Raw genomic sequence first — 19,731 nt, forward strand, 5'->3', positions numbered from 1 at the left:
TCGTCACTTCTCCTCGGTGCCGCCGGTGCGGCGCATGTGCTCTGCCAGGCGTTTGAGGCCGCGGTGGGCGGCGGTGCGGACCGCCCCGGGCCGCTTGCCCAGGACCTGGGCGGCCATGGGGGCGTTGAGTCCGAGCATCACCCGCAGCAGTACGGCCTCGGCCTGGTCGCGGGGGAGCTTCGCGATCAGGGACAGGGCGTGGGCGGTGGAGAGGTTCTCCAGGGCCAGTCCCTCGGAATCCCGCTCGGTCGGGGGGTCCGCGGCGGCGTCCTCGAGTTCCGTGGTCCGCGGCCGGAGCTTGATCCTGCGCAGGTGGTCCAGTGCCCGGTTCCGGGCGATCGTCGCCGCCCAGGCGCGGAAGGCGGGCCCGTCGCCGCGAAAGCCGCTCAGGCCGCGTACGACGTCGTGCCAGGTCTCCGCCGCGACGTCGTCGGCGTCGTGGCCGACGAGTCCGTACAGATACCCGACCAGGCGCGGGTTGACCGTCCGGTAGACGGTGGCGAACGCCGCCTCGTCGCCCTCGCGGGCCCGTGCGAGGGCAGCGGCGAACGCCGCCTCGTCCGTCGCGCTCCGCCGGGGCAACCGCGCTCCCGCCACCCGTCCTCATCGTGCTCGTCGGCCACCGGCCCGGTGGTGTCCGCCGCCGGCGTCAGCAGTCTGCCCGTTCTGCGCCGCGGAACTAGCCCCTCGTTCTGCCGACCACCGCGAGGCAGAACAGGCGCAGGCTGTCCTGCGGCCCGTTCTCATAGCGTTTGACGGTTTTACCCAGGGGGTTCCACAGCCGGCCGTCGGGCGTACGAATGCCGAACGGCTGTCCGAAGATAGCCTGCTGGTCGGCGTCGAACTCCACCCACACCGCACCGGTCGCCCGCACCAGCACCTCTCCGGTGTAGGCGCCCAGCGCCCTCAGGGTCGGCGCCAGGTCCGCGGCCTGCCGCCGCCCCTGGCGCAGGCCGTCGACCATGCGGTCGACGAGGGCCAGGCTCCCGGCCGAATAGTCGAGCCCCAGCCCGGAGCGCTCGCGCACCGTCTCCACCAGGCGGGCCGCCAACCGCGGGCAGGGCTCCACGGCCTCCACGGGCACGTCCACCGTCCGATCCGCCCCCACGCCTCTCCCTCCCGACCACCGGTTTCGCGCGGGAATGCGCGTAGAACAGGGGACGTAGCGGTCGCCCAAAGCGTTACACCCGCTGACCTGCGGCGGGCGGGGAGCGGCGGCCGTCCGGGGGCCTCTCGCCCGGCGCGGTTCCGTCCCGGACGTCCGCCTATGCCCGCGTACGGGTGCCGTCTTGACAAGGTCCAGACCAATCCGCCACCGTGTGCCACCCCTTCACGGAGAACCACCTGATCGCCAGGAGGCGTTCATGCGTGTGCCGTTCGGAAATGTGAAGTCCTGGGTGGCCGCCGCCGCCCTCGCCGCCTCCGCGGCGCTCGTGCCGGTGGCCGCACCCGCCACGCCGGCCGGCGCCGCGAGCGGGACGCCCCCGCAGGTCTACGGCGCCTGGCACTGCAGCGACGACGCCTGCACCTGGGCCACCGTGCGCGACATGGCCGACTTCGACCGGGCCAACCACTGGCTGGTCGACCGCGGCGACGGCCGCCCCTCCGTCAACCTCGTGGTGCTCAGTTTCGTCAACCCGCTCACGCTGCTCAACGGCACCACGAACAGCGGCAACGCGAACGGTGTGCCGGTCGGCATGAACCAGGCCGTGGTGGACTACTTCACCAGCCGCGGCATCCGCGTGATGCTCTCGATCGGCGGCATCACCTACACCGACGACTGGAACACCGCCCTCGCCCAGAACCCGGCCCTGCTCGGGCAGAAGGCCGCCGCACTCGCCTCGCAGCTCGGCGTCGGCATCGAGATCGACTACGAGCAGAGCTCCGGGCCGAACGTCACCGGGCTGCAGGCCTTCATCGACGCCTACCGGGCCGCGCACCCCTACGACGCCTCCGGCGCCGACCCGGCCGCCCGCCTGACCATCGACGTCGCCGCCGGCGACCGCTGGCTGATCGACCTCGACCAGTACGCCACCGCCAACTGGCTCACCACGGCGAAACCGGTCCTGGACTACGCCAACGCCATGGTGCCGAGCAAGCAGCCCTCAGCCGACGCCGCGGAGTCCAACTGGCAGGAGCACCTGGCCGGCAAGACCAACTACAGTCCGGCCATCCCGCCGCTGGCCCCCGCGAAGTTCACCGGCAGCCTCTACATCGCCGAGGGCTCCCGGATCCGGCCGGAGTGCAACGACTTCTCCTCCTCGGTGACGAACGCCACGTCCTCCTGGACCCGGAACGCGGCTCCGGCCGGCGCCGGCACCACCACCGGCCTGCTCGGCTACATGTTCTGGGCCGCCGAACGCCCTTCGACCCGCGGGGTGACGACCGCGCCCCCCAACTCCTGTGAGGGCGGCGTCGGTACGGGCGCCACCACCCTCGGCATCCCGCTGCCGATGCCGCCGCTCCGGCAGAGCTGACACGGTGCGCCCGCCCCGCCCCCCGGCGCCGGGACCACCGGCGGAAGCGGGCGCATCCGGAAATGTCCGCCGCATCGCCTACGCGGCGGGCCTCTTGTAAGGTGCGCGGCTGTGCAGCCCGAGACAGCGCAGGACCCCTCCGGCACCACCACCCGGCCCCCCGGCACGGGAAGGCACCGGTCGGCCGGCTCCCCCGAAGCCGCCCGGCCGGTCTTCCTCGACCCCTCGGGGCGGCGCCAGCGCCGGGTCAGGCGGCTCGGATGCCTCCTGGCGGTACCCGCGGCCGGCTACGTCGCGCTCCTGCTGAGCACCGCCCTCGGAGGGCCCTCGGTCGACTCGCCGTACCTGCCGCTGCCGGCCGCGCCCGGCCACGGGCCGGGCGCGGCGACCCCCCGGCACGCCGCGCCCGGCCCGGCGCACCGCACGCCCCCGACGGCGGGCGACGCGGCGTCCGCCGGCGGTACGCCGACCGCCCGCGCGAAGGCCGGCTCCACGTCCCCCGCGCCCGCCGCGGCGCAGCCGTCCGCGTCCGGCAGCACCACCGCGGCCACCGCCAGGCCGTCCGCCACCGCCTCCCCCACCGTGACCCACGGCCGGAGCACCGCGACCCACCCCGTCCCCACCCACACCGGGCACGGCCGCGGATGAGCCGCCGGAGGAAGGCGCCGGCCAGGCGCCACAGCCCGCACGGCCGGCGCGGGGTCGTGCGCAACAAAACGCTGCGCACCCACTGGCTGCTGCTGACCGTGCTGATCCTCACCCTGGGCGGCACGCTCCTCGTCCAGGGCTACACCGAGCACATGTTCGGCATCGGCGACGACGCCGCGGGCTCCGGCGGCGGACCGGCGAGCCAGGTGCCCACGGCCGCCAGCCACGGCGGCCCGGTGATCGACAGCGCGGTGACGCCGGCCCGGACCGCCCGCCCCAAGGCCCGCACCATCGCCCTGACCTTCGACGACGGCCCCGATCCCCGGTGGACCCCGCAGATCCTCGCCGTGCTGCGCCGCCACCACGTGCACGCCACGTTCTTCGTCGTCGGCACCGAGGTCGCGCAACACCCCGCCCTCGTGCGGCAGATCCTCGCCGACGGCCACCAGATCGGCATCCACACCTTCACCCACGCCGACCTCGGCGCGATCCCCGCGTGGCAGCGCTCGCTGGAGCTGCGCGAGGCCCAGCTCGCCCTGGCCGGCGCCACCGGGCAGACCAGTTACCTCCTGCGCCCCCCGTACTCGTCGGGCAACGACGCCCTGGACGACCGCGACTGGCAGTCCGTCGAGACAGCCGGGCGGCACGGCTACCTCACGGTGCTCAGCACGCAGGACAGCGAGGACTGGCAGCGGCCCGGAGCGGAGGCGATCGTCGCCCACGCCACCCCGCACGGCAGCGCCGGGCAGATCGTGCTGATGCACGACGGCGGCGGCGACCGCTCCCAGACCGTCGCCGCCCTCGACCGGCTGCTGCCGCAGCTGACGGCACGCGGCTACCGCTTCGCCACCGTCTCGGAGGCGGTCGGCCTGCCGCAGGCCGTGCACCCGGCGGGCACCGGCGACCACTGGCTCGGGCTCGCCCTGATCGGCACGCTCACCGCGAGCAGGTGGACGCTGCGGATCCTGGGCTGGCTGCTCCTCGCCGCAGGGGTGCTCGCCGTGCTGCGCGCGGCCGCCGTGGTGGCCGCCGCGCGCCGGCACGTCAGGCGGCGTGGCAGGGCGTGGGGGCCCCCGGTCACCGAGCCGGTCACCGTCATCGTCCCGGCCTACAACGAGAGCGCCGGTATCGAGGCCGCGGTCCGCTCCCTGCTCGCCTCCGACCACCCGGTCGAGGTCCTCGTCGTCGACGACGGCTCCACCGACGGCACCGCCGACCTGGTCGAATCCCTCCGCCTGCCCGGCGTGCGGGTCATCCGGCAGGAGAACGCCGGCAAACCCGCCGCACTCAACACCGGGATCGCCGCGGCCTCCTGCGAACTGCTGGTCATGGTCGACGGCGACACCGTCTTCGAGCCGGACGCGGTGCGCACACTGATCCAGCCCTTCGCCGACCCGCGCGTCGGCGCGGTGTCCGGCAACGCCAAGGTCGCCAACCGGCGCGGGCTGCTCGGCCGCTGGCAGCACATCGAATACGTCGTCGGCTTCAACCTCGACCGGCGGCTCTTCGACCTCGGGCAGTGCATGCCGACCGTCCCCGGCGCCGTGGGCGCCTTCCGGCGCAGCGCGCTGCTCCGGGTCGGCGGGGTCAGCGACGAGACCCTCGCCGAGGACACCGACCTGACCATGGCGCTGTGCCGCGAGGGCTGGCGGGTGGTCTACGAGGAGGACGCGGTCGCCTGGACCGAGGCGCCGGCCTCCCTCCGCGCACTGTGGCGGCAGCGCTACCGCTGGTGCTACGGCACGCTCCAGGCGATGTGGAAGCACCGCCGCGCCGTGGTCTCCACCGGCCAGGCCGGCAAGCTCGGCCGCCGCGGACTGCTCTACCTGCTGCTCTTCCAGGTGCTGCTGCCGCTGGTCGCCCCGGTCGTCGACGTCTTCGCCGTCTACGGCCTGGTGTTCCTCGACCCCTTGCGCATCATCGGCCTGTGGGTGGCCTTCCTGCTCCTGCAGACCCTCATCAGCGCCTACGCCTTCGCGCTGGACGGCGAGCGGCCGGGGCCGCTGTGGACGCTGCCCCTCCAGCAGTTCGTCTACCGGCAGCTGATGTACCTGGTCGTCATCCAGTCGGTGGCCACCGCCCTCGCGGGAAGCCGCCTGCGGTGGCAGCGCATGGAGCGCTACGGCAGCCTCACCGTGCCCGCCACCGTGCCCGCCGCCGCACCGCCCGGCCGCCCCGCGGCCGGGCCGGATCTCGCCGAGAGCTGGCTGAACGAAGCGCGCGGCGCGGCCGGCGCGGGCGATGTCACCTACCTGCGCAGCGGCCGTACCCCGGGCCTGTCCCCCGGGCCCGGCGACGGCGCTCCGCCCCACCACGGACCGGGCCCCCACGGGGGCGGCGGGCGCTGAGCCGCTTCCGGCGCGGGCGCGGCGGACGGCGGCCGCCGACGGCTCAGCGCGAGGCCTCCGGCTCCGGCGCGTGGTGCGCCCGGCGGTAGGCCAGCGGTGACAGGCCCAGGTGGCTGGAGAAGTGCTTGCGCAGGGCGACGGGGTCGCCGAAGCCGCTGGCGGTGGCGATCCGTGCGACGGTCAGGTCGGTGGTCTCCAGCAGCAGGCGCGCGTGGGCCAGCCGCCGCTGCCCGAGCCATTTCAGCGGGCTGCTGCCCACCTCGCTGCGGAAGCGCCGGGTGAAGGTGCGCACACTCATGTGCGCGTGCCGGGCCATGTCCTCCAGCGTCATCGGCTCGGCCATCCGGTCCAGCACCCACTGCCGGGTCGCCGAGGTGGAACGGCCGGTGTCCTGCGGTACGGGGTGCTCGATGAACTGCGCCTGCCCGCCCTCGCGCCACGGCGCCACGACGCAGCGCCGTGCGGCGGCCGAGGCCACCGCCGCCCCGTGGTCCAGGCGGACCAGGTGCAGGCACAGGTCGATGCCGGCGGCTCCTCCGGCGGACGTCAGGATGCGCCCGTTGTCGACGAACAGCACGTCCGGATCGACCTCGACGGCGGGGAACAGCCGTGCCAGCGCGTCGCACAGCGCCCAGTGCGTGGTGGCCCGGCAGCCGTCCAGCAGCCCGGCGGCCGCGAGCTGGAAGGCCGAGGTGCACAGGCTGACGATGCGGGTCCGCGGTCCTATCCGGTCCAGTGCCGCGGTGAGCTCCCCGGACACCGTGCCGGTCGCGAGCAGGTGCTCGCCGGGCTCCTGCGTGGCGAGGACGACGGTGTCGGCGGTCTCCAGCGCCGACTCGTCGTGGTCGACGACGATGCTGTAGTCCTCGTGCGTGCGTACCGGCCGGCCGCCGAGGGAGCAGGTGACGACCGAGTACAGCGGGGTCCCGTCCGGTGCGCGGGCCTCGTTGAACACCCGGGCCGGGATGCCCAGGTCCAGCGGCAGGACTCCGTCGAGGGCGAGGACGGCAACACGGTGCGTCATGGCCGGAATGGTACGACAGTCGGCCTTCCGGCCACTCACCCGCGTCCCCGCGCACGTCCCACTCTGGTTCCACCGGGACCGCGGTCCCGGTGGAACCAGATGGGACGGACAGGAGTGAGGACACGATGAGCGAGCGCACCATGCAGGCTGTCACCGTCGGCGGGTTCGGCGGGCCGGAGGTGCTGACGGTCGAGGAGGTCGCGCGCCCCGAGCCGCTGCCGACCGAGGTGCTGGTGCGCGTGCACGCCGCCGGCGTCAACCCGGTGGACTGGAAGACCCGCGAGGGCCAGGGCATGGCGGGGCACCAGACCCTCCCGCTGATCCTGGGCTGGGACGTCTCCGGTGTCGTCGAGGAGGTCGGCTTCGGCGTCACCACGCTCGCCCCCGGCGACGAGGTGTACGCCATGCCGTGGTTCCCGCGCGCCGCCGGCGGCTACGCCCGGTACGTGACCGCACCGGCCCGCCAGTGGGCCCGCAAGCCGGCCACCCTCGACCACGTGCACGCCGCCGCCGTGCCGCTGGCGGCACTGACCGCCTGGCAGGCCCTGGTCGACACCGCCCACGTCCAGGCCGGCCAGCGCGTCCTGATCACGGCCGCCGCCGGAGGGGTGGGCCACTTCGCCGTCCAGTTCGCCCGCCACCTGGGCGCCCACGTGACCGCCACCGCCCGCGCCGCACACCACACCTGGCTCAGGGAACTCGGCGCCGACGAGACCGTCGACTACACCGCCGCCCCCTTCGAGGACGCCGTCAAGGACATCGACGTCGTCATCGACCTGGTGGGCGACGCCCACGACCGGACCAGCACCCGCTCCCTGGAGGTGCTGCGCCCCGGCGGCCTGCTGGTGGCCGTCCCGGCCGGTGTCTCCCCCGAGCTGGCCCGGGCCGCCGAGGCGGCCGGCGTACGGGTCACCGCGTACCTGGTCGAGCCCGACGCCGCGGCGCTGACCACGATCGCGGACCTCATCGACGCCGGCGAGGTCACCGTCGAGGTGCAGGAGACCTTCCCGCTGGAGCAGGCCGCCGCGGCCCACCTCCGCGTCGAGACCGGCCGTACCCGCGGCAAGATCGTCCTCACCCTCGGCGACTGACGGCCCGCCGGGCCGTCGCCGACGGCGTGCCCGGCCTCCTGAAGCGGCCGCCGGGCTCAGCCCCGGCGGCCGGGGAGCATGGCCAGCGCCTGGGAGCGCTGGGCGACGAGGTCGCCGTAGGTGCCGTCGCGCTCGGCCCAGCGGTGCATCAGGACGCCCTTCACGAGGATCTCGTCGGGAGTGGGTTCCTGCGAGAGCAGGTGCACGACCTCCGTGGCGAAGTCGTCCAGCGGCAGCGCGTGCGGGTTCACCTTCTCCTGGCCCGCGGTGGCGACGGCCGGGGGGACGAGCTCCACGACGGCGACACCGCTACCGGCGAGCTGCGCGCGCAGGGCCTCGGAGTAGGCGTGCACCGCCGCCTTCGAGGCGCCGTAGCTGGGCATGGGCGGGAAGGGCAGGAAGGCGATGCCGGACGTGACGGTGACGATGGTGCCCTCACCGCGCCGGACCAGGTGCGGGGTGAAGGCGTCGACGACCCGGATGGTGCCGAGCAGGTTGGTCTCGATCGTCGTGGCCGCCGCCTCGAAGTGCGCCGGGTCGCGCAGGTCCTCCAGGAGCATGACGCCCGACATCGTCACCACGGTGTCCAGCCCGGGGTACCGCGCGAGCACGGTGTCACGGGCGGAGGCGACGGAGGCGCCGTCGGTGACGTCGACACGGACCGTGCCGAAGCCCTCCCCGGCGAGTTCCGCGAGTGCCTCCGGGTTGCGGCCGCCGACGGCCACGGTGCTGCCCGCCGCGGCGAACCGCCGGGCCAGCTCTCGCCCGATACCCGAGGTTCCGCCGACGACGAGAACGGTGCGGTGGGAGAGGTCCACGAGGTCTTCCCTTCAGACGGTCGCGCCGCCGGTGTGCGGACCCGCGGCGCGGACGGTGGCGCCCTGCCTGATGCGCAGCAGCGCTCCTGCAGTCTCGACGGGCTGCTCCGGATGCGGCAGGGCCCCCGTTGTCCCTGGTCCTGCCAGGGCCCCCGTCGGGAGACGCGCACGGGATTACGGTGTCGGTATGAAGGACGGGGAAACCGGCAACCGGCTCGGCAGCTACCTCCGTGCCCGGCGCGAGCTGGTCTCCCCGGAGCAGGCGGGGATCCCGCCCGGCGGCAACCGCCGCGTGCCCGGCCTGCGCCGGGAGGAGGTCGCCCTGCTCGCGGGGATCAGTCCCGACTACTACCTGCGCCTGGAACGGGGCCGCGACAACAACCCCTCACCGCAGGTCCTCGAATCGCTCGCGCGCGTCCTGCAGCTCGACGACGTCGAGCGGACGTATCTGCTCGGCCTCACGGCGGGCCGCCCCCGGGCGCCGCGCCGCAAGCGGCCCGAGCACGTACCGGCGCGGGTGCACGAGCTGCTCGCGCACCTCCGAATCCCCGCGTTCGTCGAGGGGCGCGCCTTCGACGTCCTGGCCTCCAACCCCATGGCCGTCGCGCTCTCCCCCCGCCTGCAGCCCGGCCGGAACCGGCTGCGCTCCCTCCTCCTCGACCCCGAGGAACGGGCCTTCCACCAGGACTGGGAGAAGGCCACCGCCGATCTCGTCGCCGCCCTTCGCACCACCGTCGGGGACGACACCGACGACCCCCGCTTCGTCGAGCTCGTCGGAGAACTGGCTCTGTCCAGCGCGCGGTTCCGCATCCTGTGGGCCCGCCACGACGTCCGCGCGCTCGGCGGGGGCACCGTCACCGTCCACCACCCCGTCGTCGGTGAACTGCGCCTGCACCGCGACAAACTCCCCGTCGACGACGTCCTCCTCGTCGTCTACTACCCCGACAGGGACAGCGACAGCGACGAGAAGCTGCGGCTGCTCGCCACGCTCTCGCACACCGGCTCCGCCGGCACGCCGCCGCCCGGTCCCTGACGCCGCCGCGGCCACGCCGGGACCGGCGAGGAGGCCGCAGGCGTGCGGCGGCGCCGGTCCGCCCGCGGCCGCCGGTGGGGCGGGGGGCCGAGCGCCGCTGACGCCTGTCGGCGGCGGCACCGACCGCCGGGCCGGGCCGCCACGTCCCGCCCGTGGCGCCGCCGCTGCGGCCCGGGGCACCCGCCGCCTCCCGGCCGGACCGCGCGGCCGCCGCTCCCGGCCCCCGGCCGGTGCCGCTGCTCGCGGGGATCAGTAGCCCGCGAGCAGCGAGCGCAGACGGAGCAGGGCGCCCGGGCCCGCCGAGCTGTGCCAGCGGGACGGGTCCGCGGGCCGCCGGCCCCACAGCAGCAGGACGCGGGCGGCGGGGTCGCTCTCGATCGTGGCGGGGCCCTCCGGCGGGGCGAGGCGGATGCTGGTCCCGCCGGCGTCGGCGGTGACGACGACGTCGTCCGTGCCCGGCGTGCGCAGCCGGCCCTCGATGCGCCCCTCGGATCCCAGGTCGAGCGTGGTGCGGCCCCGTTCCAGGAGGGGCCGGCCCACGGACACCACACTGTGCTCGGTCATCCACGGGGCGTTGAGCGCCTGGAGGGCCGTCCGGTCGTCGCCGGTCAGGTCCCAGCGGTGCAGGATCAGCTCCTCGCGCATGTGCTCGGCGAAGAACGGCACGGTCACCGTGCGGCCGGTCCACGTCACCTCGGTGTCGGGTGCCAGGCCCTGCGCGGCGTCGGCGGTGACCTCGGCGAGCCGCTCGCACCGGTCGCGGAAGGCCGCCCACAGCTCGGCGTCGGACATCCGCCGGAAGGGCGCCTCGCGCTCGAACCCCCTGGTCTCGACGGGGGAGCCGGCGTGGAACGCGTGCAGGACGCGGGCCAGTTCCTCGGCGTTCCCCGTCTGGTGGACCAGCACGTCGCGTACGGTCCAGCCCTCGCACCACGTCCCGTCGTCGGGTCGCCGTCCCTGCACCGCGTGGACGAACGGGGCGAGTTCGGGGAGGACGTCGTCGATCTCTGCCTGGTTCACGCGGCACCGGTACCCCTCCCCCGCCACGCGCCAAACGCATTGCCCGGCCTTCCCCCCGGTCGGCCCCGGCGCCGGCACCGGCCCCCGTGCGAGGGCGCGACGGCTGCCCCGGCACTGCCCCCGCGGTCCTTGCCCCGTACCCGCGTATCGTCGTACACCGGCTGTGGCACGCCGCGACCCCGGCCCGGGCCGCCTGTCCAGGAGGTGGATGTGCACACGCACGAACAGCGATCGCAGGGCAAGTCCGAGCACCGTGAACACGCCCGCCCGGACGCGCGGCAGCCGGCTGCGGCGCCGCACCTGCAGTCGGTGCGCGGGCTGCAGCGCGCCATCGGCAACGCCGCCGTCGTACGGCTTCTCGGGCGGCAGGGGCAGGCGGGCCCGTCCGTGCAGCGTTCGGCCGTCCACCAGGTGCTGCGGTCGCCGGGCCGGCCGCTCGCCGAGGACGTGCGCGCGGAGATGGAGGCCCGGATGGGCGCCGACTTCAGCGGCGTGCGCATCCACGAGGGCGCGGCCGCGGCCCGCTCGGCCGCCGAGATCAGCGCCCGCGCGTACACCTCCGGCGAGCACATCGTGCTGGGCCGCGACGGCGGCGACAAGCACACGCTGGCCCACGAGCTCACGCACGTCATCCAGCAGCGCTCGGGGCCGGTGGCCGGCACCGACCACGGCGACGGGCTGGCGGTCAGCGACCCGTCCGACCGCTTCGAGCGCGCCGCCGAGGCGAACGCCGGCCGCGTGCTGAGCCGGGCGATGGCCCGGACCGGCCGCCCCGCGGCCCCGCGGGCCCGGTCCGCCGCGCCGGGACCGGCGGTGCAGCGCGCCTTCACCGGGAAGCCGTACGTCACCTACGGCGCCCTGAACGGCAACGGCGTCGGCACCTCGATGCACGCCGAGCTGTGGCCCGGGCAGCTCGGCAAGGGCTCCAGGCCGAGCGTCCAGCCGTCCTGGTGGCCGACCGGGAGCGGCGCGACCGCCGACTGGTTCGCCAAGTACATGGTGCAGGGGCACCTGCTCAACGAGCAGGTCGGCGGCCCCGGCAACACCATGAGCAACCTGACCCCGCTCTGCAAGTCCGCGAATTCCGCCCACCACGCGAAGGTCGAGAAGAGCGTCAAGGCCGAGGTGCTGACCAACGGCAACGTGGTCGAGTACGCCGTGACGGCCGACTACGGCACCCACCCCGCCGGCAGCGACTTCGCGCCGCTGCCGAGCGCGGTGGAGTCGGACATCGACGCCAACTACGCCGCCAAGCTGGCCGGCAAGGTCGAGGCCGAGTACACCGTCTACGACACGGCGGGCACCGAACTCTACGGCGACGCCTGGGAGATCGAGAACAACCGCCTCTAGTCCGCGCCCGAGAAGGAGACGTACGTGACGACCCCCCGCGCCCGGCTGGACGCGATGATCGCCGACCTGGAGCGCAACCCGCGCGTCCAGCTCGTGGAGGCCGACGTCGCGCCGCCGACGCCGTCCTCCGACATCGACCTCGCCCTCCGCCTGGCCGGCGGCCGCCTCCCGGACGGCGTCGAGGACTTCTACCGCGAGGTCGGGGCGGTGCGCCTGACCTGGCGGCACACCGTCCCCGAACTGCGCCACGGCGACCTGTCGGACCAGGGCCTCGTCAACGTCCTGCCGCTGCGGGAGGTCTTCGGCGACTGGCAGGGCGTCACCTGGCACTCGGCGGAGGACCGGGAGTACCGCGACGTGAAGCCCTTCGACATGTTCGTCCCCGAGGCGTGCGCGGCGTTCGTCCCGCCCCGGGGCTCCGTCCACTACCACTACTTCGGCGAGGAGCTGTACGACACCGGCTACGGCTTCGGCGCGTACCTGGAGCGGCTGCTCGCCTCCCGCGGCTTCTGGTACTGGCCGCAGACGCTGTGCCGGGAGCTGCAGGACAGCGCCGAGGTCGCCGCCTTCCGCCGCGCGATGCCGGTGATCTTCCCCGACCACGACGACACGCTCTTCCGGCCCGCCGGGGGCTGAGGCCCGGCCGGGCCGCCGTCAGACGAAGCGGTAGGGCGTCAGGTACTCGGGCACCACCACGCGGGACTGCGGGGAGGCCGTGCCCACCTGGCGCAGGAAGGCGTCCCAGTCCACCGCCGGATCGCGCCGGGGCGGCTCGGTCAGGGAGGTCTCGAAGTTGTCCCAGTGGACGGGGACGACGGTGCGCGGGCAGCCCAGCGCCGTCAGCAGGCGCGGGACGTAGGTGCGGGTCGAGGTGCTGGTCGGCGGGGCGATCATCGCCACGTCGGGGCGCAGTCCCGCCGTGTCGCGCTCGCTGAAGTCGCTGGCGCCCATGAAGAACGCCGAGGGCCCGCCGTCGACGCTCACGTGGAAGGCGAGGGTGTCGCCCTCCGGGAGGTCCGCGATCGTCTCGGGCCGCGGCGGGACCGCGGTGCCGTGGAGGGTGCCGGGGGCGAAGTAGCCGTGGGCGGCGTTCCTGCTGTGGCGGGCGGCGACGGCCTGCACCGCGTAGCCCCCGAAGTCGAGCACCTCGCCGCCCTTGACGACGATGATCCGGGCCGGGTCGACGCCGTACGCCCTGAGCAGGTGGTACGTCGTCTCCGTGCCGACGATCTGCGCGGTCGTCGTGGCCGCAATGAAGGGGACGTCGCTGAAGTGGTCCCAGTGGCTGTGGGTGACCAGGACGAGCTCCGGGCTCCCCACGTGCCCGGTGACCAGGTCCTCGTTCGTGGTCAGCGGTGTGTTCGCGTTGAACGGCTTGGTGAACAGCCCCGTGGGGAAACGGGTCAGGTACGGGTCGACCAGCACGGTCCGTGCGCCGATGTCGATACGCCAGCCGCTGGTGCCGAACCAGCGGAAGGTGACGCCGTCCGCGGTGGCGTCCGCGGGCCCGGCGGCCGGGGCGGCGGCCGACGCGGGGGCGGCCGCCCCGGCCGCCACCGCACCCGCCGCCACCGCTCCCGCGGCGGCCGTCCTGAGCAGCCGCCGCCGGGGGAATCCTTGGTCTCTCGTCGCGCTCATGGGAGGAGCACAGCACCGGCGACCGCGCCGTGTCCAAGACCGATCACCCTCCGCTGTGATATCCGCGGCGATATCAGTCCTGGTCAGGCGGCTGGTGCGCCCCTGAGGCCCTCCACGGCGATCCGTGCCGCGCGGCCGATCGCCCGGTCGACCGCCGTCTGCACGGGGGCGAGCCCGGCCGTCTCGGCGAAGACCGCGACCGCGTACCGGCCGCCGTCCGGGTAGTGCACGACACCGGCCTCGATGTGGTGGCCCGGCAGCGTCCCGGTCTTCGCCGCGACGCGCACGTCGTCGGGGAAGCCGGAGGCGAGGCGGTGCCGGAAGGCCTGCCGGGACATCAGCTCCCGCACCCACGCGCACGCGGCCGCGGGTCCGGCCCGGTCCTGCCAGATCAGCCGCAGCAGGGTGGTGACGTCGCGGGCGGTGGCGGAGGTCGTACGCGCCGGGTCCAGCGCCGCGAAGCCGCGCACCCGGTGCGGCTCCAGGCCGGGGTACAGCTCGGCGAACTCCGCCGCGTCCCGGGCGCCCGCGTCCTCGAACATCGACTCCAGGTGCTCGCGCGGCCCGCCCAGCACACGCGTGCGGCGCAGCCCGAGTTCGGCGGCGAGCAGCCGTACGGTGTCCAGGCCCACGCGGCGCAGCAGGGCGTCCGCCGCGGTGTTGTCGCTCACGGACATCGCGAGGTAGGCGAGGTCGCGCAGCGACATCGTGACGTCGTCCGCGCATCCGGCGACGCCCCAGCCGCCGAGCCGGTCGGCGGCGGTGAGCACGACCCGCTCCTGCGGGTCGACCTGCCCGGCGCCGGCCTGCCGGGCGAATTCGAGCACCATCAGGATCTTGGCCACCGAGGCCAGGACGACCTGTTCGTCGGCGGCCACGGCGATCTCCCGGCCGCCGTGCACGTCGACGGCGTGCAGCCGGACGGTGGCCCCGGCCCCGGCGAGCACCCGGGTGACGTGCTCCTCGACCGTCTCCCCGGCGACGCGCTCCCCGACCGTGTCCATTCCCCGCACCTTCCGGATCCGCTCCCGCACCCCTCGGATGATCACATAGGCTCGCGGTGTGGACCTCCTCCGCCACCTGCGCCTTTTCGTCGTCGTCGCCGAGGAACTGCACTTCAGCCGCGCCGCCGACCTCATCGGCATGGCCCAGCCGCCGCTCAGCCAGTCCGTCCGCCGGCTGGAGGCGCATCTGGGCGCGGAGCTCTTCGACCGGTCACGCCGGAACGTCCGCCTCACGCCCGCGGGCGAGGTGCTGCTGGCGGAGGCCCGCACGCTCCTCGCGGCCGAGCAGCACCTGCGCACGGCGATGGCCGGCGCCGGGGAACCGGAGACCCTGCGCGTGGGCGTACCGCCGCAGACGTCGGCGGCGGCGCTGCACGCCCTCTTCACCGCCTGCGCCCGTGACCTGCCGGGCGTGCTCGTCGAGCCGCAGGAGCAGGAGGCGGCGGAGCAGCTGCGGCTGCTGCGGTCCGGCGGGCTCGACGCCGGGCTGCTCCACCACCCGCTGGACCCCGCGGACGACCTGGTCACGGGCCCGGCGGCCGAGACGGACTGGGGGGTCGTCCTGCACCGCGGCTCGGCGCCGGCCCTGGGCCCGGAGGTCGGCCTCGCCGAGCTGTCCGGCCACGACCTGGTCATCTTCCCGCGGTCCGCGGCCCCCGGCTGGTACGACGAGATCCTCGCCACCTGCCGCGCCGCCGGGTTCACCCCGGCGGCGGTCCGGCACGCGGGCACCCCCGAGTTCCTCCTCGGGCTGGTCGCGTCGGGCCACGGGGTGGCCTTCGACGACGGCCGCACCGCGGCCAAGGAGCCCCGCACCGCGTGGCGGCCGCTGGCCGGCCGCCCGCTGCGCCATCGGATGTCCGCCGTCTGGCCGCGCCGCTCGGGGCACCCGGCCGCGCCCGCCTTCGCCCGTACCGCCGCGCGCGCCCTCACCGGCGGCGGCGCGGCCGCACCGCCCCGCCGGGCCGCGCCGGACGGCGCCGGCGGGCCGCGGCCCTGGTCGGTCGTCTTCGAGGGTGTCCGTCAGCCGCCCGCCACCACGGGGCCGACGTAGGTCCCCGGGTGGGTGGCGCCGCTCTGGTCCATGACGTCGGCGAAACCGTCCCACTTCAGCGTGGCGGAGTGCGTCTCGTCCGGCGGGGTCACCAGGATGCTCGCCGCGTGGAAGGCCACGGAGCCACCGGAGTCGCCCTCGTCGAAGGGCAGGTAGGTGATCTCGAAGGAGGCCGCGGAGCCCGGCTTGACGGTCACCTTGCCGGCGCTCTTGGCCTGCCGGGTCAGCGACCAGTGCGTCCCGCTCCTGCTGACGATGTCGACGCCCGGGAAGCCCTGCAGGGTGCAGGCGCCGCCGCCCTTGTTGGTCAGCACCACACCGATCCCGCCCTGGCTGCCCACGGCCTGGGCACCGCTGCCGGGGGCGAAGGAGAAGCCGAGGTCGGCCGTCCGGCAGCGCGTGGCGGACGAGCCGGAGGAGCCGGAGGAGCCGCTGCTCCCGCCGTCGGCGGCCTTCGTCGCCGGGGCGGAGGCCGGGGTGGAGGTGGCGGTGGTGGTGGCGCCGGGCGCGGGCGCCGACGTGCCGGTGGCCGTCGCCACCGCGGTCGGCGTGTCCTTCCCGGCGGCGTCGTCCCCCGACGTACCCCCCTGGCAGGCCGCGAGCGCCGCACCCGCGCACAGCACCATGCCCGCGGTCGCCGCGAGTCGCCGGTTGCGCAGCTGCATGATCATCAGAACTCCTCCATGGGCGGGACGTGGCTGTATCCGCCACGTTGCTCGGCCGTACGTGATCTTTCCACGCGCCCCTCCGGTGTCCGGTTGCCCCTGTGGCGCGCCTGTGACAGTGGTCACCGAACGGTGGCATCGCGGCGGCACCTCCGTTCGGCACCGCCCGCACCGGCGCCGGGGGCCGGACTGCGGGCCGGTACGGGCACCGCGGGGCCGTGCGCGCCCGCCCGCCCCGGTCCCCGCCCCGCCGCCGTCCCGCCCGGCCGATCCGTGCGGGCGCGCACGGCCCGAAGGGCGCCCTCCGGCCGAAAGGAATATCTGTGCCCGCGGCATGAGAATTAGCCGCGGGGCGCGGCAAGTATTCCTCAGGCATCGGCGAAGACACAGAAATGCGCCGCGCGGGCCCGGTCGCACCGTGCTACCGTCGAACCCAGTTGCAGACGTGGTTGCCAGACGCTTTTTTTCCGGACGAGGTAATCACCATGGCGACACGGAATTCGCACAGGGCGATTTCCGGTACCGCCTCAGAAGGAGAATTGACATGGCTTCTGGAACCGTGAAGTGGTTCAACGCCGAAAAGGGTTTCGGCTTCATCGAGCAGGACGGCGGCGGCGCCGACGTCTTCGCCCACTACTCGAACATCGCCACCCAGGGCTTCCGCGAGCTGCTGGAGGGCCAGAAGGTGTCGTTCGACATCGCTCAGGGCCAGAAGGGCCCGACGGCGGAGAACATCGTTCCCGCCTGACCGCAGCTCTGACGCGTACGTCGCCGCCGGGGCCCCGCACCTTCGCCGGTGCGGGCCCCGGCTCGCTGCATTTCCGGGCGTCTGACGCCGGGCCCCGCGCCGGCGGCCGGCCCGCCCCCGCCCGGTCGGACCGTTCTCTCCCCCTGTGAGGCATCATGCGCTGTGTCATCGCCCGTTACGCGTTCGAGCTGAGTAGGAGCGGGGTGCTGGCCTCGATGAAGGGGGTCACCCCCGAACCCGTCACCGGGGGGTCGGTGGCCATCGGCCGCCGCCGGTATCCGGTCAAGCAGGTGGGCAAGGTCCTCACCCGCCAGGACCCCCGCGACTTCACCGACGGCGAGGTGGTCCGCGCCATGACCCGTCTCGGGTTCACCTGCCACCCGCAGGAGCAGGCCGCGCCCGCGCCGTCCGCGGCGTCGCCGGAGACGGCGTCGGCGCTGGAGACGGCATCGGCGCTGGAGACGGCATCGGCGCTGCTCGGGGGCACCGGCCCGGGCTTCGCGCAGGAGTGACAACGGGCGGGAGACCGCCGCACCTCAGGAGGGCCCCGCCGGCACGTGCCGGCGGGGCCCTCCTGTCGTCATGGGCCAAAGGTTAACTGTGATCCTTGTGCGCCAAAATCTACTCTCGTCAGAGTAGACATTCGCCTCGGGGGTGGTTAGCCTTTGAGGTGTCAACACAGTCGAGCACAGCCCGGTAGAGACGAACTGCCGGGAAGCAGTACCGGAAGTACGCAGGTCGGTGCGGCCCCGGAGCTCCGAAGCCACGGTTGTCGAAGGACGGCGACGGAGCTGGGGGCCGCACCGGGCGGCCCGCGGGTCAAGGGGCCCCGTCAGCATCGCCCGGTCCGGGAAGCCCCGGCCGGGTGCCGCAAGAGCCCGGATTGGATGGTGGTCCCCGGTCACGCAGCCGCGATCCCCGTATCCCGCCCGTCGCCGGGCAGCGGAGCGGAAACATGAGGTCGGCGCCGCCTGAGGGCCGACGGATGGTGTTCAATTTCCTTCGGGGCCCCGGTGCCGTACGGCGCCGGGGCCCCTCGACGCGTTGCACTACGAGGTGACATGGCAGCAGATACTCCGCTCAGCGATCGTCTGGACGACGACGACTACCCCGCGTACACCATGGGCCGGGCCGCCGAGATGCTCGGCACCACCCCGGGTTTCCTGCGGGCCATCGGCGAGGCCCGGCTGATCACACCGCTGCGCTCCGAGGGCGGGCACCGCCGGTACTCCCGCTACCAGCTGCGGATCGCCGCGCGGGCCCGCGAGCTCGTCGACCGGGGCACCCCCATCGAGGCCGCGTGCCGCATCGTGATCCTTGAGGACCAGCTCGAAGAGGCGCAGCGCATCAACGCCGAGTACCGCCGCGCCGCGGACGCGGCGTCCACCGCCTCCCGCCCCGAAGCCGACTGACCGCCCGCGTCCGGCGGGGCGGCGCCGGCGGGGGTCAGGACGCGGGGCGGTGGCCGCCGTACGAGGCGACGAGCGCGTCCGCCACGGTCGCCGCGTCCGCGGCCGCGACGTCCTCGGGGTATTCGGGGAGCAGGTCGTCCCAGACGACCATCCACGAGCCGTAGAGCTGGGCCTGCCCCTCGGGACGGGCGAAGAACCAGATGTGCAGGTGGGCGCCCCCGTCGCCGATCCGGTAGACGTGGCAGCGGGCGATGTGCGGCAGGGCCTGCACGTGGCGGGCGATGTGGGCGGTGAGGACGCCGAGCTCGGCCGCCAGGTCGTCGGGCAGGTCGTCGAGGTCGTGGTGGTCGCGCGGGTGCAGCATCAGTACCAGCGGCACACCCACCTTCGGGATGCGGGTGAGCCGCCAGCGGTCGTCGAGCCAGATGCCCTCGTCCCGCTCGCGGCACGAGCCGCAGTCCGCGGGGTCCTCGCCGTGCCGGGGCGGTTCGGGCAGCACGGGCGGGCGCAGCGGGGCAACGCGCAGGCCCTCCTGCTCGAACGGGCTGATGTCCCACCCCGTCATACGGGACAGCGGGAGCCGGGACTCACCGTCCGCGACGCTCAGCGCCCGGGCGTGGAATTCGTCGGGTCTCAGTGCCATGGCCGGAGCCTACGGGTGCGCGGGGGACGCCGGAACTCCCGCCCGGCGATCCGCCCGCGGGGGCCCGGGGCCGGGCGGGCCCCCTGCGGCGCGTACCGCCCGGTGCGGCCGGGGACGGCTACTTGCTCATCGCGAAGCGCATCAGCGCCTGCTCGTCCCCCTGCTTGATCTTCCCGGTCTCGTTGATCACCTGGAGCTTCCAGGCCGCGCCCTCCCGCACCGCCTTGGCCACCGCGCAGCCGTTGTCGGTGGTGAGCAGGCTGGGCCAGATGTCGGCGACCTGCTGGGCGCTGCCGCCAGTCGCGTCGTAGACCTTGAAGCTGACGTTGCGCGCGTTCTGGAAGGCGCTGCGCTTCTTGTAGGCGGCGGCGACGAAGACGATGGACGTGACGGCGTCCGGCACCTTGTCGAACACGACGGTCACCGTCTCGTCGTCGCCGTCGCCGCGTCCCGTCTGGTTGTCGCCGCTGTGCACCAGGGCGCCGTTGCCGAAGGGGTCCAGGGAGTCCAGCCCGGCCAGCCGCACCGGCTCGGCGCCCGCCATCGCTATCGCGATCAGGTCGAGGTCGGTGCCGGACTTCTGGCGGATCTTCCCCATCAGGCCGCCGCTGCTCCCGGCGGACGGATCCCAGGACACCCCGATGGACAGATGGGTGACCCCGCCCAGGTCCGCGGGCTCGTCGTCCTTCTTCAGCGTGATCATGCTCGGTCCCCTTGTCGGTTGGCACTGCGCCAGGTGCAGTCTGCCCGCTGCTCCG

21 protein-coding genes are annotated in these 19,731 nt (G+C 74.5%); 11 read left to right on the forward strand and 10 right to left on the reverse strand.

Going from position 1 to position 19,731, the window contains the following annotated elements:
• Positions 1-3 precede the first annotated feature (3 nt).
• Positions 4-582, reverse strand: a complete 579-nt coding sequence (locus ACH4SE_RS01680; RefSeq protein WP_398541255.1) for an RNA polymerase sigma factor — start codon at positions 580-582, stop codon at positions 4-6.
• A 97-nt stretch (positions 583-679) separates the two neighbouring features.
• Positions 680-1,090, reverse strand: coding sequence for a hypothetical protein (locus tag ACH4SE_RS01685; RefSeq protein ID WP_398541256.1), 411 nt, complete (start codon positions 1,088-1,090; stop codon positions 680-682).
• A 274-nt stretch (positions 1,091-1,364) separates the two neighbouring features.
• Between ACH4SE_RS01685 and ACH4SE_RS01690 the strand changes: the two genes are divergently transcribed.
• The 3 genes from ACH4SE_RS01690 to ACH4SE_RS01700 all read left to right on the forward strand — a co-directional run bounded on the left by ACH4SE_RS01690 (position 1,365) and on the right by ACH4SE_RS01700 (position 5,473).
• Positions 1,365-2,477 (forward strand): hypothetical protein, encoded by a 1,113-nt coding sequence (locus ACH4SE_RS01690; RefSeq protein ID WP_398541257.1) that lies wholly within the window; start codon positions 1,365-1,367, stop codon positions 2,475-2,477.
• 111 nt (positions 2,478-2,588) lie between these two features.
• Positions 2,589-3,125 carry a hypothetical protein gene (locus ACH4SE_RS01695; RefSeq protein WP_398541258.1) on the forward strand — a complete coding sequence of 179 codons (537 nt, stop codon included), beginning with the start codon at positions 2,589-2,591 and terminating at the stop codon, positions 3,123-3,125.
• 56 nt (positions 3,126-3,181) lie between these two features.
• Positions 3,182-5,473: a bifunctional polysaccharide deacetylase/glycosyltransferase family 2 protein gene (locus tag ACH4SE_RS01700; RefSeq protein ID WP_398541259.1), complete on the forward strand. Its 2,292-nt coding sequence runs from the start codon at positions 3,182-3,184 to the stop codon at positions 5,471-5,473.
• A gap of 43 nt (positions 5,474-5,516) precedes the next feature.
• On the opposite strand, the gene ACH4SE_RS01705 is transcribed toward ACH4SE_RS01700, so the two are convergent.
• Positions 5,517-6,497, reverse strand: a complete 981-nt coding sequence (locus ACH4SE_RS01705; RefSeq protein WP_398541260.1) for a GlxA family transcriptional regulator — start codon at positions 6,495-6,497, stop codon at positions 5,517-5,519.
• Between the two features lie 125 nt (positions 6,498-6,622).
• Here ACH4SE_RS01705 and ACH4SE_RS01710 point away from each other — a divergent pair, with 125 nt between their 5' ends.
• Complete coding sequence (locus ACH4SE_RS01710; RefSeq protein ID WP_398541261.1) at positions 6,623-7,588, forward strand: NADP-dependent oxidoreductase; 966 nt, start codon at positions 6,623-6,625, stop codon at positions 7,586-7,588.
• 56 nt (positions 7,589-7,644) lie between these two features.
• Here the strand turns inward: ACH4SE_RS01710 and ACH4SE_RS01715 are convergent, their stop codons facing one another.
• On the reverse strand, positions 7,645-8,406 hold the full coding sequence (locus tag ACH4SE_RS01715) for an SDR family oxidoreductase (protein WP_398541262.1): 762 nt from the start codon (positions 8,404-8,406) through the stop codon (positions 7,645-7,647).
• Between the two features lie 187 nt (positions 8,407-8,593).
• On the opposite strand from ACH4SE_RS01715, the gene ACH4SE_RS01720 reads away from it, so the two are divergent.
• On the forward strand, positions 8,594-9,439 hold the full coding sequence (locus ACH4SE_RS01720; protein WP_398541263.1) for a helix-turn-helix transcriptional regulator: 846 nt from the start codon (positions 8,594-8,596) through the stop codon (positions 9,437-9,439).
• Between the two features lie 249 nt (positions 9,440-9,688).
• Here ACH4SE_RS01720 and ACH4SE_RS01725 read toward each other — a convergent pair whose 3' ends face one another.
• Complete coding sequence (locus ACH4SE_RS01725; RefSeq protein ID WP_398541264.1) at positions 9,689-10,459, reverse strand: maleylpyruvate isomerase N-terminal domain-containing protein; 771 nt, start codon at positions 10,457-10,459, stop codon at positions 9,689-9,691.
• 210 nt (positions 10,460-10,669) lie between these two features.
• On the opposite strand from ACH4SE_RS01725, the gene ACH4SE_RS01730 reads away from it, so the two are divergent.
• Both ACH4SE_RS01730 and ACH4SE_RS01735 read left to right on the forward strand, forming a co-directional pair.
• Complete coding sequence (locus tag ACH4SE_RS01730; protein ID WP_398541265.1) at positions 10,670-11,809, forward strand: DUF4157 domain-containing protein; 1,140 nt, start codon at positions 10,670-10,672, stop codon at positions 11,807-11,809.
• A gap of 24 nt (positions 11,810-11,833) precedes the next feature.
• A complete protein-coding gene (locus tag ACH4SE_RS01735; RefSeq protein WP_398541266.1) occupies positions 11,834-12,445 on the forward strand; it encodes a hypothetical protein in 612 nt (203 codons plus the stop codon).
• Positions 12,446-12,463: 18 nt separating this feature from the next.
• Here the strand turns inward: ACH4SE_RS01735 and ACH4SE_RS01740 are convergent, their stop codons facing one another.
• Positions 12,464-13,447 (reverse strand): MBL fold metallo-hydrolase, encoded by a 984-nt coding sequence (locus tag ACH4SE_RS01740; RefSeq protein ID WP_398541267.1) that lies wholly within the window; start codon positions 13,445-13,447, stop codon positions 12,464-12,466.
• Between the two features lie 83 nt (positions 13,448-13,530).
• Entirely contained in the window at positions 13,531-14,451 is a 921-nt protein-coding gene (locus ACH4SE_RS01745; protein WP_398541268.1) for a serine hydrolase, read from the reverse strand.
• Between the two features lie 58 nt (positions 14,452-14,509).
• Here ACH4SE_RS01745 and ACH4SE_RS01750 point away from each other — a divergent pair, with 58 nt between their 5' ends.
• The gene (locus ACH4SE_RS01750) at positions 14,510-15,505 is read left to right on the forward strand and encodes a LysR family transcriptional regulator (RefSeq protein WP_398541269.1); all 996 of its coding nucleotides are present in this window, start codon (positions 14,510-14,512) and stop codon (positions 15,503-15,505) included.
• Here the strand turns inward: ACH4SE_RS01750 and ACH4SE_RS01755 are convergent.
• Entirely contained in the window at positions 15,475-16,176 is a 702-nt protein-coding gene (locus ACH4SE_RS01755; RefSeq protein ID WP_398541270.1) for a DUF4232 domain-containing protein, read from the reverse strand. The genes ACH4SE_RS01750 and ACH4SE_RS01755 overlap by 31 nt on opposite strands.
• Before the next feature lie 538 nt (positions 16,177-16,714).
• On the opposite strand from ACH4SE_RS01755, the gene ACH4SE_RS01760 reads away from it, so the two are divergent.
• From ACH4SE_RS01760 to ACH4SE_RS01770, 3 genes are all read left to right on the forward strand, one after another.
• The gene (locus tag ACH4SE_RS01760) at positions 16,715-16,918 is read left to right on the forward strand and encodes a cold-shock protein (protein WP_030590130.1); all 204 of its coding nucleotides are present in this window, start codon (positions 16,715-16,717) and stop codon (positions 16,916-16,918) included.
• 155 nt (positions 16,919-17,073) lie between these two features.
• Complete coding sequence (locus ACH4SE_RS01765; protein WP_398541271.1) at positions 17,074-17,430, forward strand: SCO5918 family protein; 357 nt, start codon at positions 17,074-17,076, stop codon at positions 17,428-17,430.
• Between the two features lie 549 nt (positions 17,431-17,979).
• Positions 17,980-18,330 carry a MerR family transcriptional regulator gene (locus ACH4SE_RS01770; protein ID WP_398541272.1) on the forward strand — a complete coding sequence of 117 codons (351 nt, stop codon included), beginning with the start codon at positions 17,980-17,982 and terminating at the stop codon, positions 18,328-18,330.
• 34 nt (positions 18,331-18,364) lie between these two features.
• On the opposite strand, the gene ACH4SE_RS01775 is transcribed toward ACH4SE_RS01770, so the two are convergent.
• Both ACH4SE_RS01775 and ACH4SE_RS01780 read right to left on the reverse strand, forming a co-directional pair.
• On the reverse strand, positions 18,365-18,973 hold the full coding sequence (locus ACH4SE_RS01775) for a hypothetical protein (RefSeq protein ID WP_398541273.1): 609 nt from the start codon (positions 18,971-18,973) through the stop codon (positions 18,365-18,367).
• A 118-nt stretch (positions 18,974-19,091) separates the two neighbouring features.
• Complete coding sequence (locus ACH4SE_RS01780; RefSeq protein WP_398541274.1) at positions 19,092-19,676, reverse strand: TerD family protein; 585 nt, start codon at positions 19,674-19,676, stop codon at positions 19,092-19,094.
• Between the last annotated feature and the right edge of the window lie 55 nt (positions 19,677-19,731).

It is taken from the genome of Streptomyces sp. NPDC020983, assembly GCF_044333485.1.
Taxonomy (GTDB): domain Bacteria; phylum Actinomycetota; class Actinomycetes; order Streptomycetales; family Streptomycetaceae; genus Actinacidiphila.

Coding starts and splice junctions, on each gene's coding strand:
- ACH4SE_RS01720 (WP_398541263.1), top strand. CDS start 8,594: ATGAAGGACGGGGAAACCGGCAACCGGCTCGGCAGCTACCTCCGTGCC.
- ACH4SE_RS01780 (WP_398541274.1), bottom strand. CDS start 19,676: ATGATCACGCTGAAGAAGGACGACGAGCCCGCGGACCTGGGCGGGGTC.
- ACH4SE_RS01705 (WP_398541260.1), bottom strand. CDS start 6,497: ATGACGCACCGTGTTGCCGTCCTCGCCCTCGACGGAGTCCTGCCGCTG.
- ACH4SE_RS01690 (WP_398541257.1), top strand. CDS start 1,365: ATGCGTGTGCCGTTCGGAAATGTGAAGTCCTGGGTGGCCGCCGCCGCC.
- ACH4SE_RS01740 (WP_398541267.1), bottom strand. CDS start 13,447: ATGAGCGCGACGAGAGACCAAGGATTCCCCCGGCGGCGGCTGCTCAGG.
- ACH4SE_RS01765 (WP_398541271.1), top strand. CDS start 17,074: ATGCGCTGTGTCATCGCCCGTTACGCGTTCGAGCTGAGTAGGAGCGGG.
- ACH4SE_RS01760 (WP_030590130.1), top strand. CDS start 16,715: ATGGCTTCTGGAACCGTGAAGTGGTTCAACGCCGAAAAGGGTTTCGGC.
- ACH4SE_RS01755 (WP_398541270.1), bottom strand. CDS start 16,176: ATGATCATGCAGCTGCGCAACCGGCGACTCGCGGCGACCGCGGGCATG.
- ACH4SE_RS01710 (WP_398541261.1), top strand. CDS start 6,623: ATGAGCGAGCGCACCATGCAGGCTGTCACCGTCGGCGGGTTCGGCGGG.
- ACH4SE_RS01745 (WP_398541268.1), bottom strand. CDS start 14,451: ATGGACACGGTCGGGGAGCGCGTCGCCGGGGAGACGGTCGAGGAGCAC.
- ACH4SE_RS01775 (WP_398541273.1), bottom strand. CDS start 18,973: ATGGCACTGAGACCCGACGAATTCCACGCCCGGGCGCTGAGCGTCGCG.
- ACH4SE_RS01770 (WP_398541272.1), top strand. CDS start 17,980: ATGGCAGCAGATACTCCGCTCAGCGATCGTCTGGACGACGACGACTAC.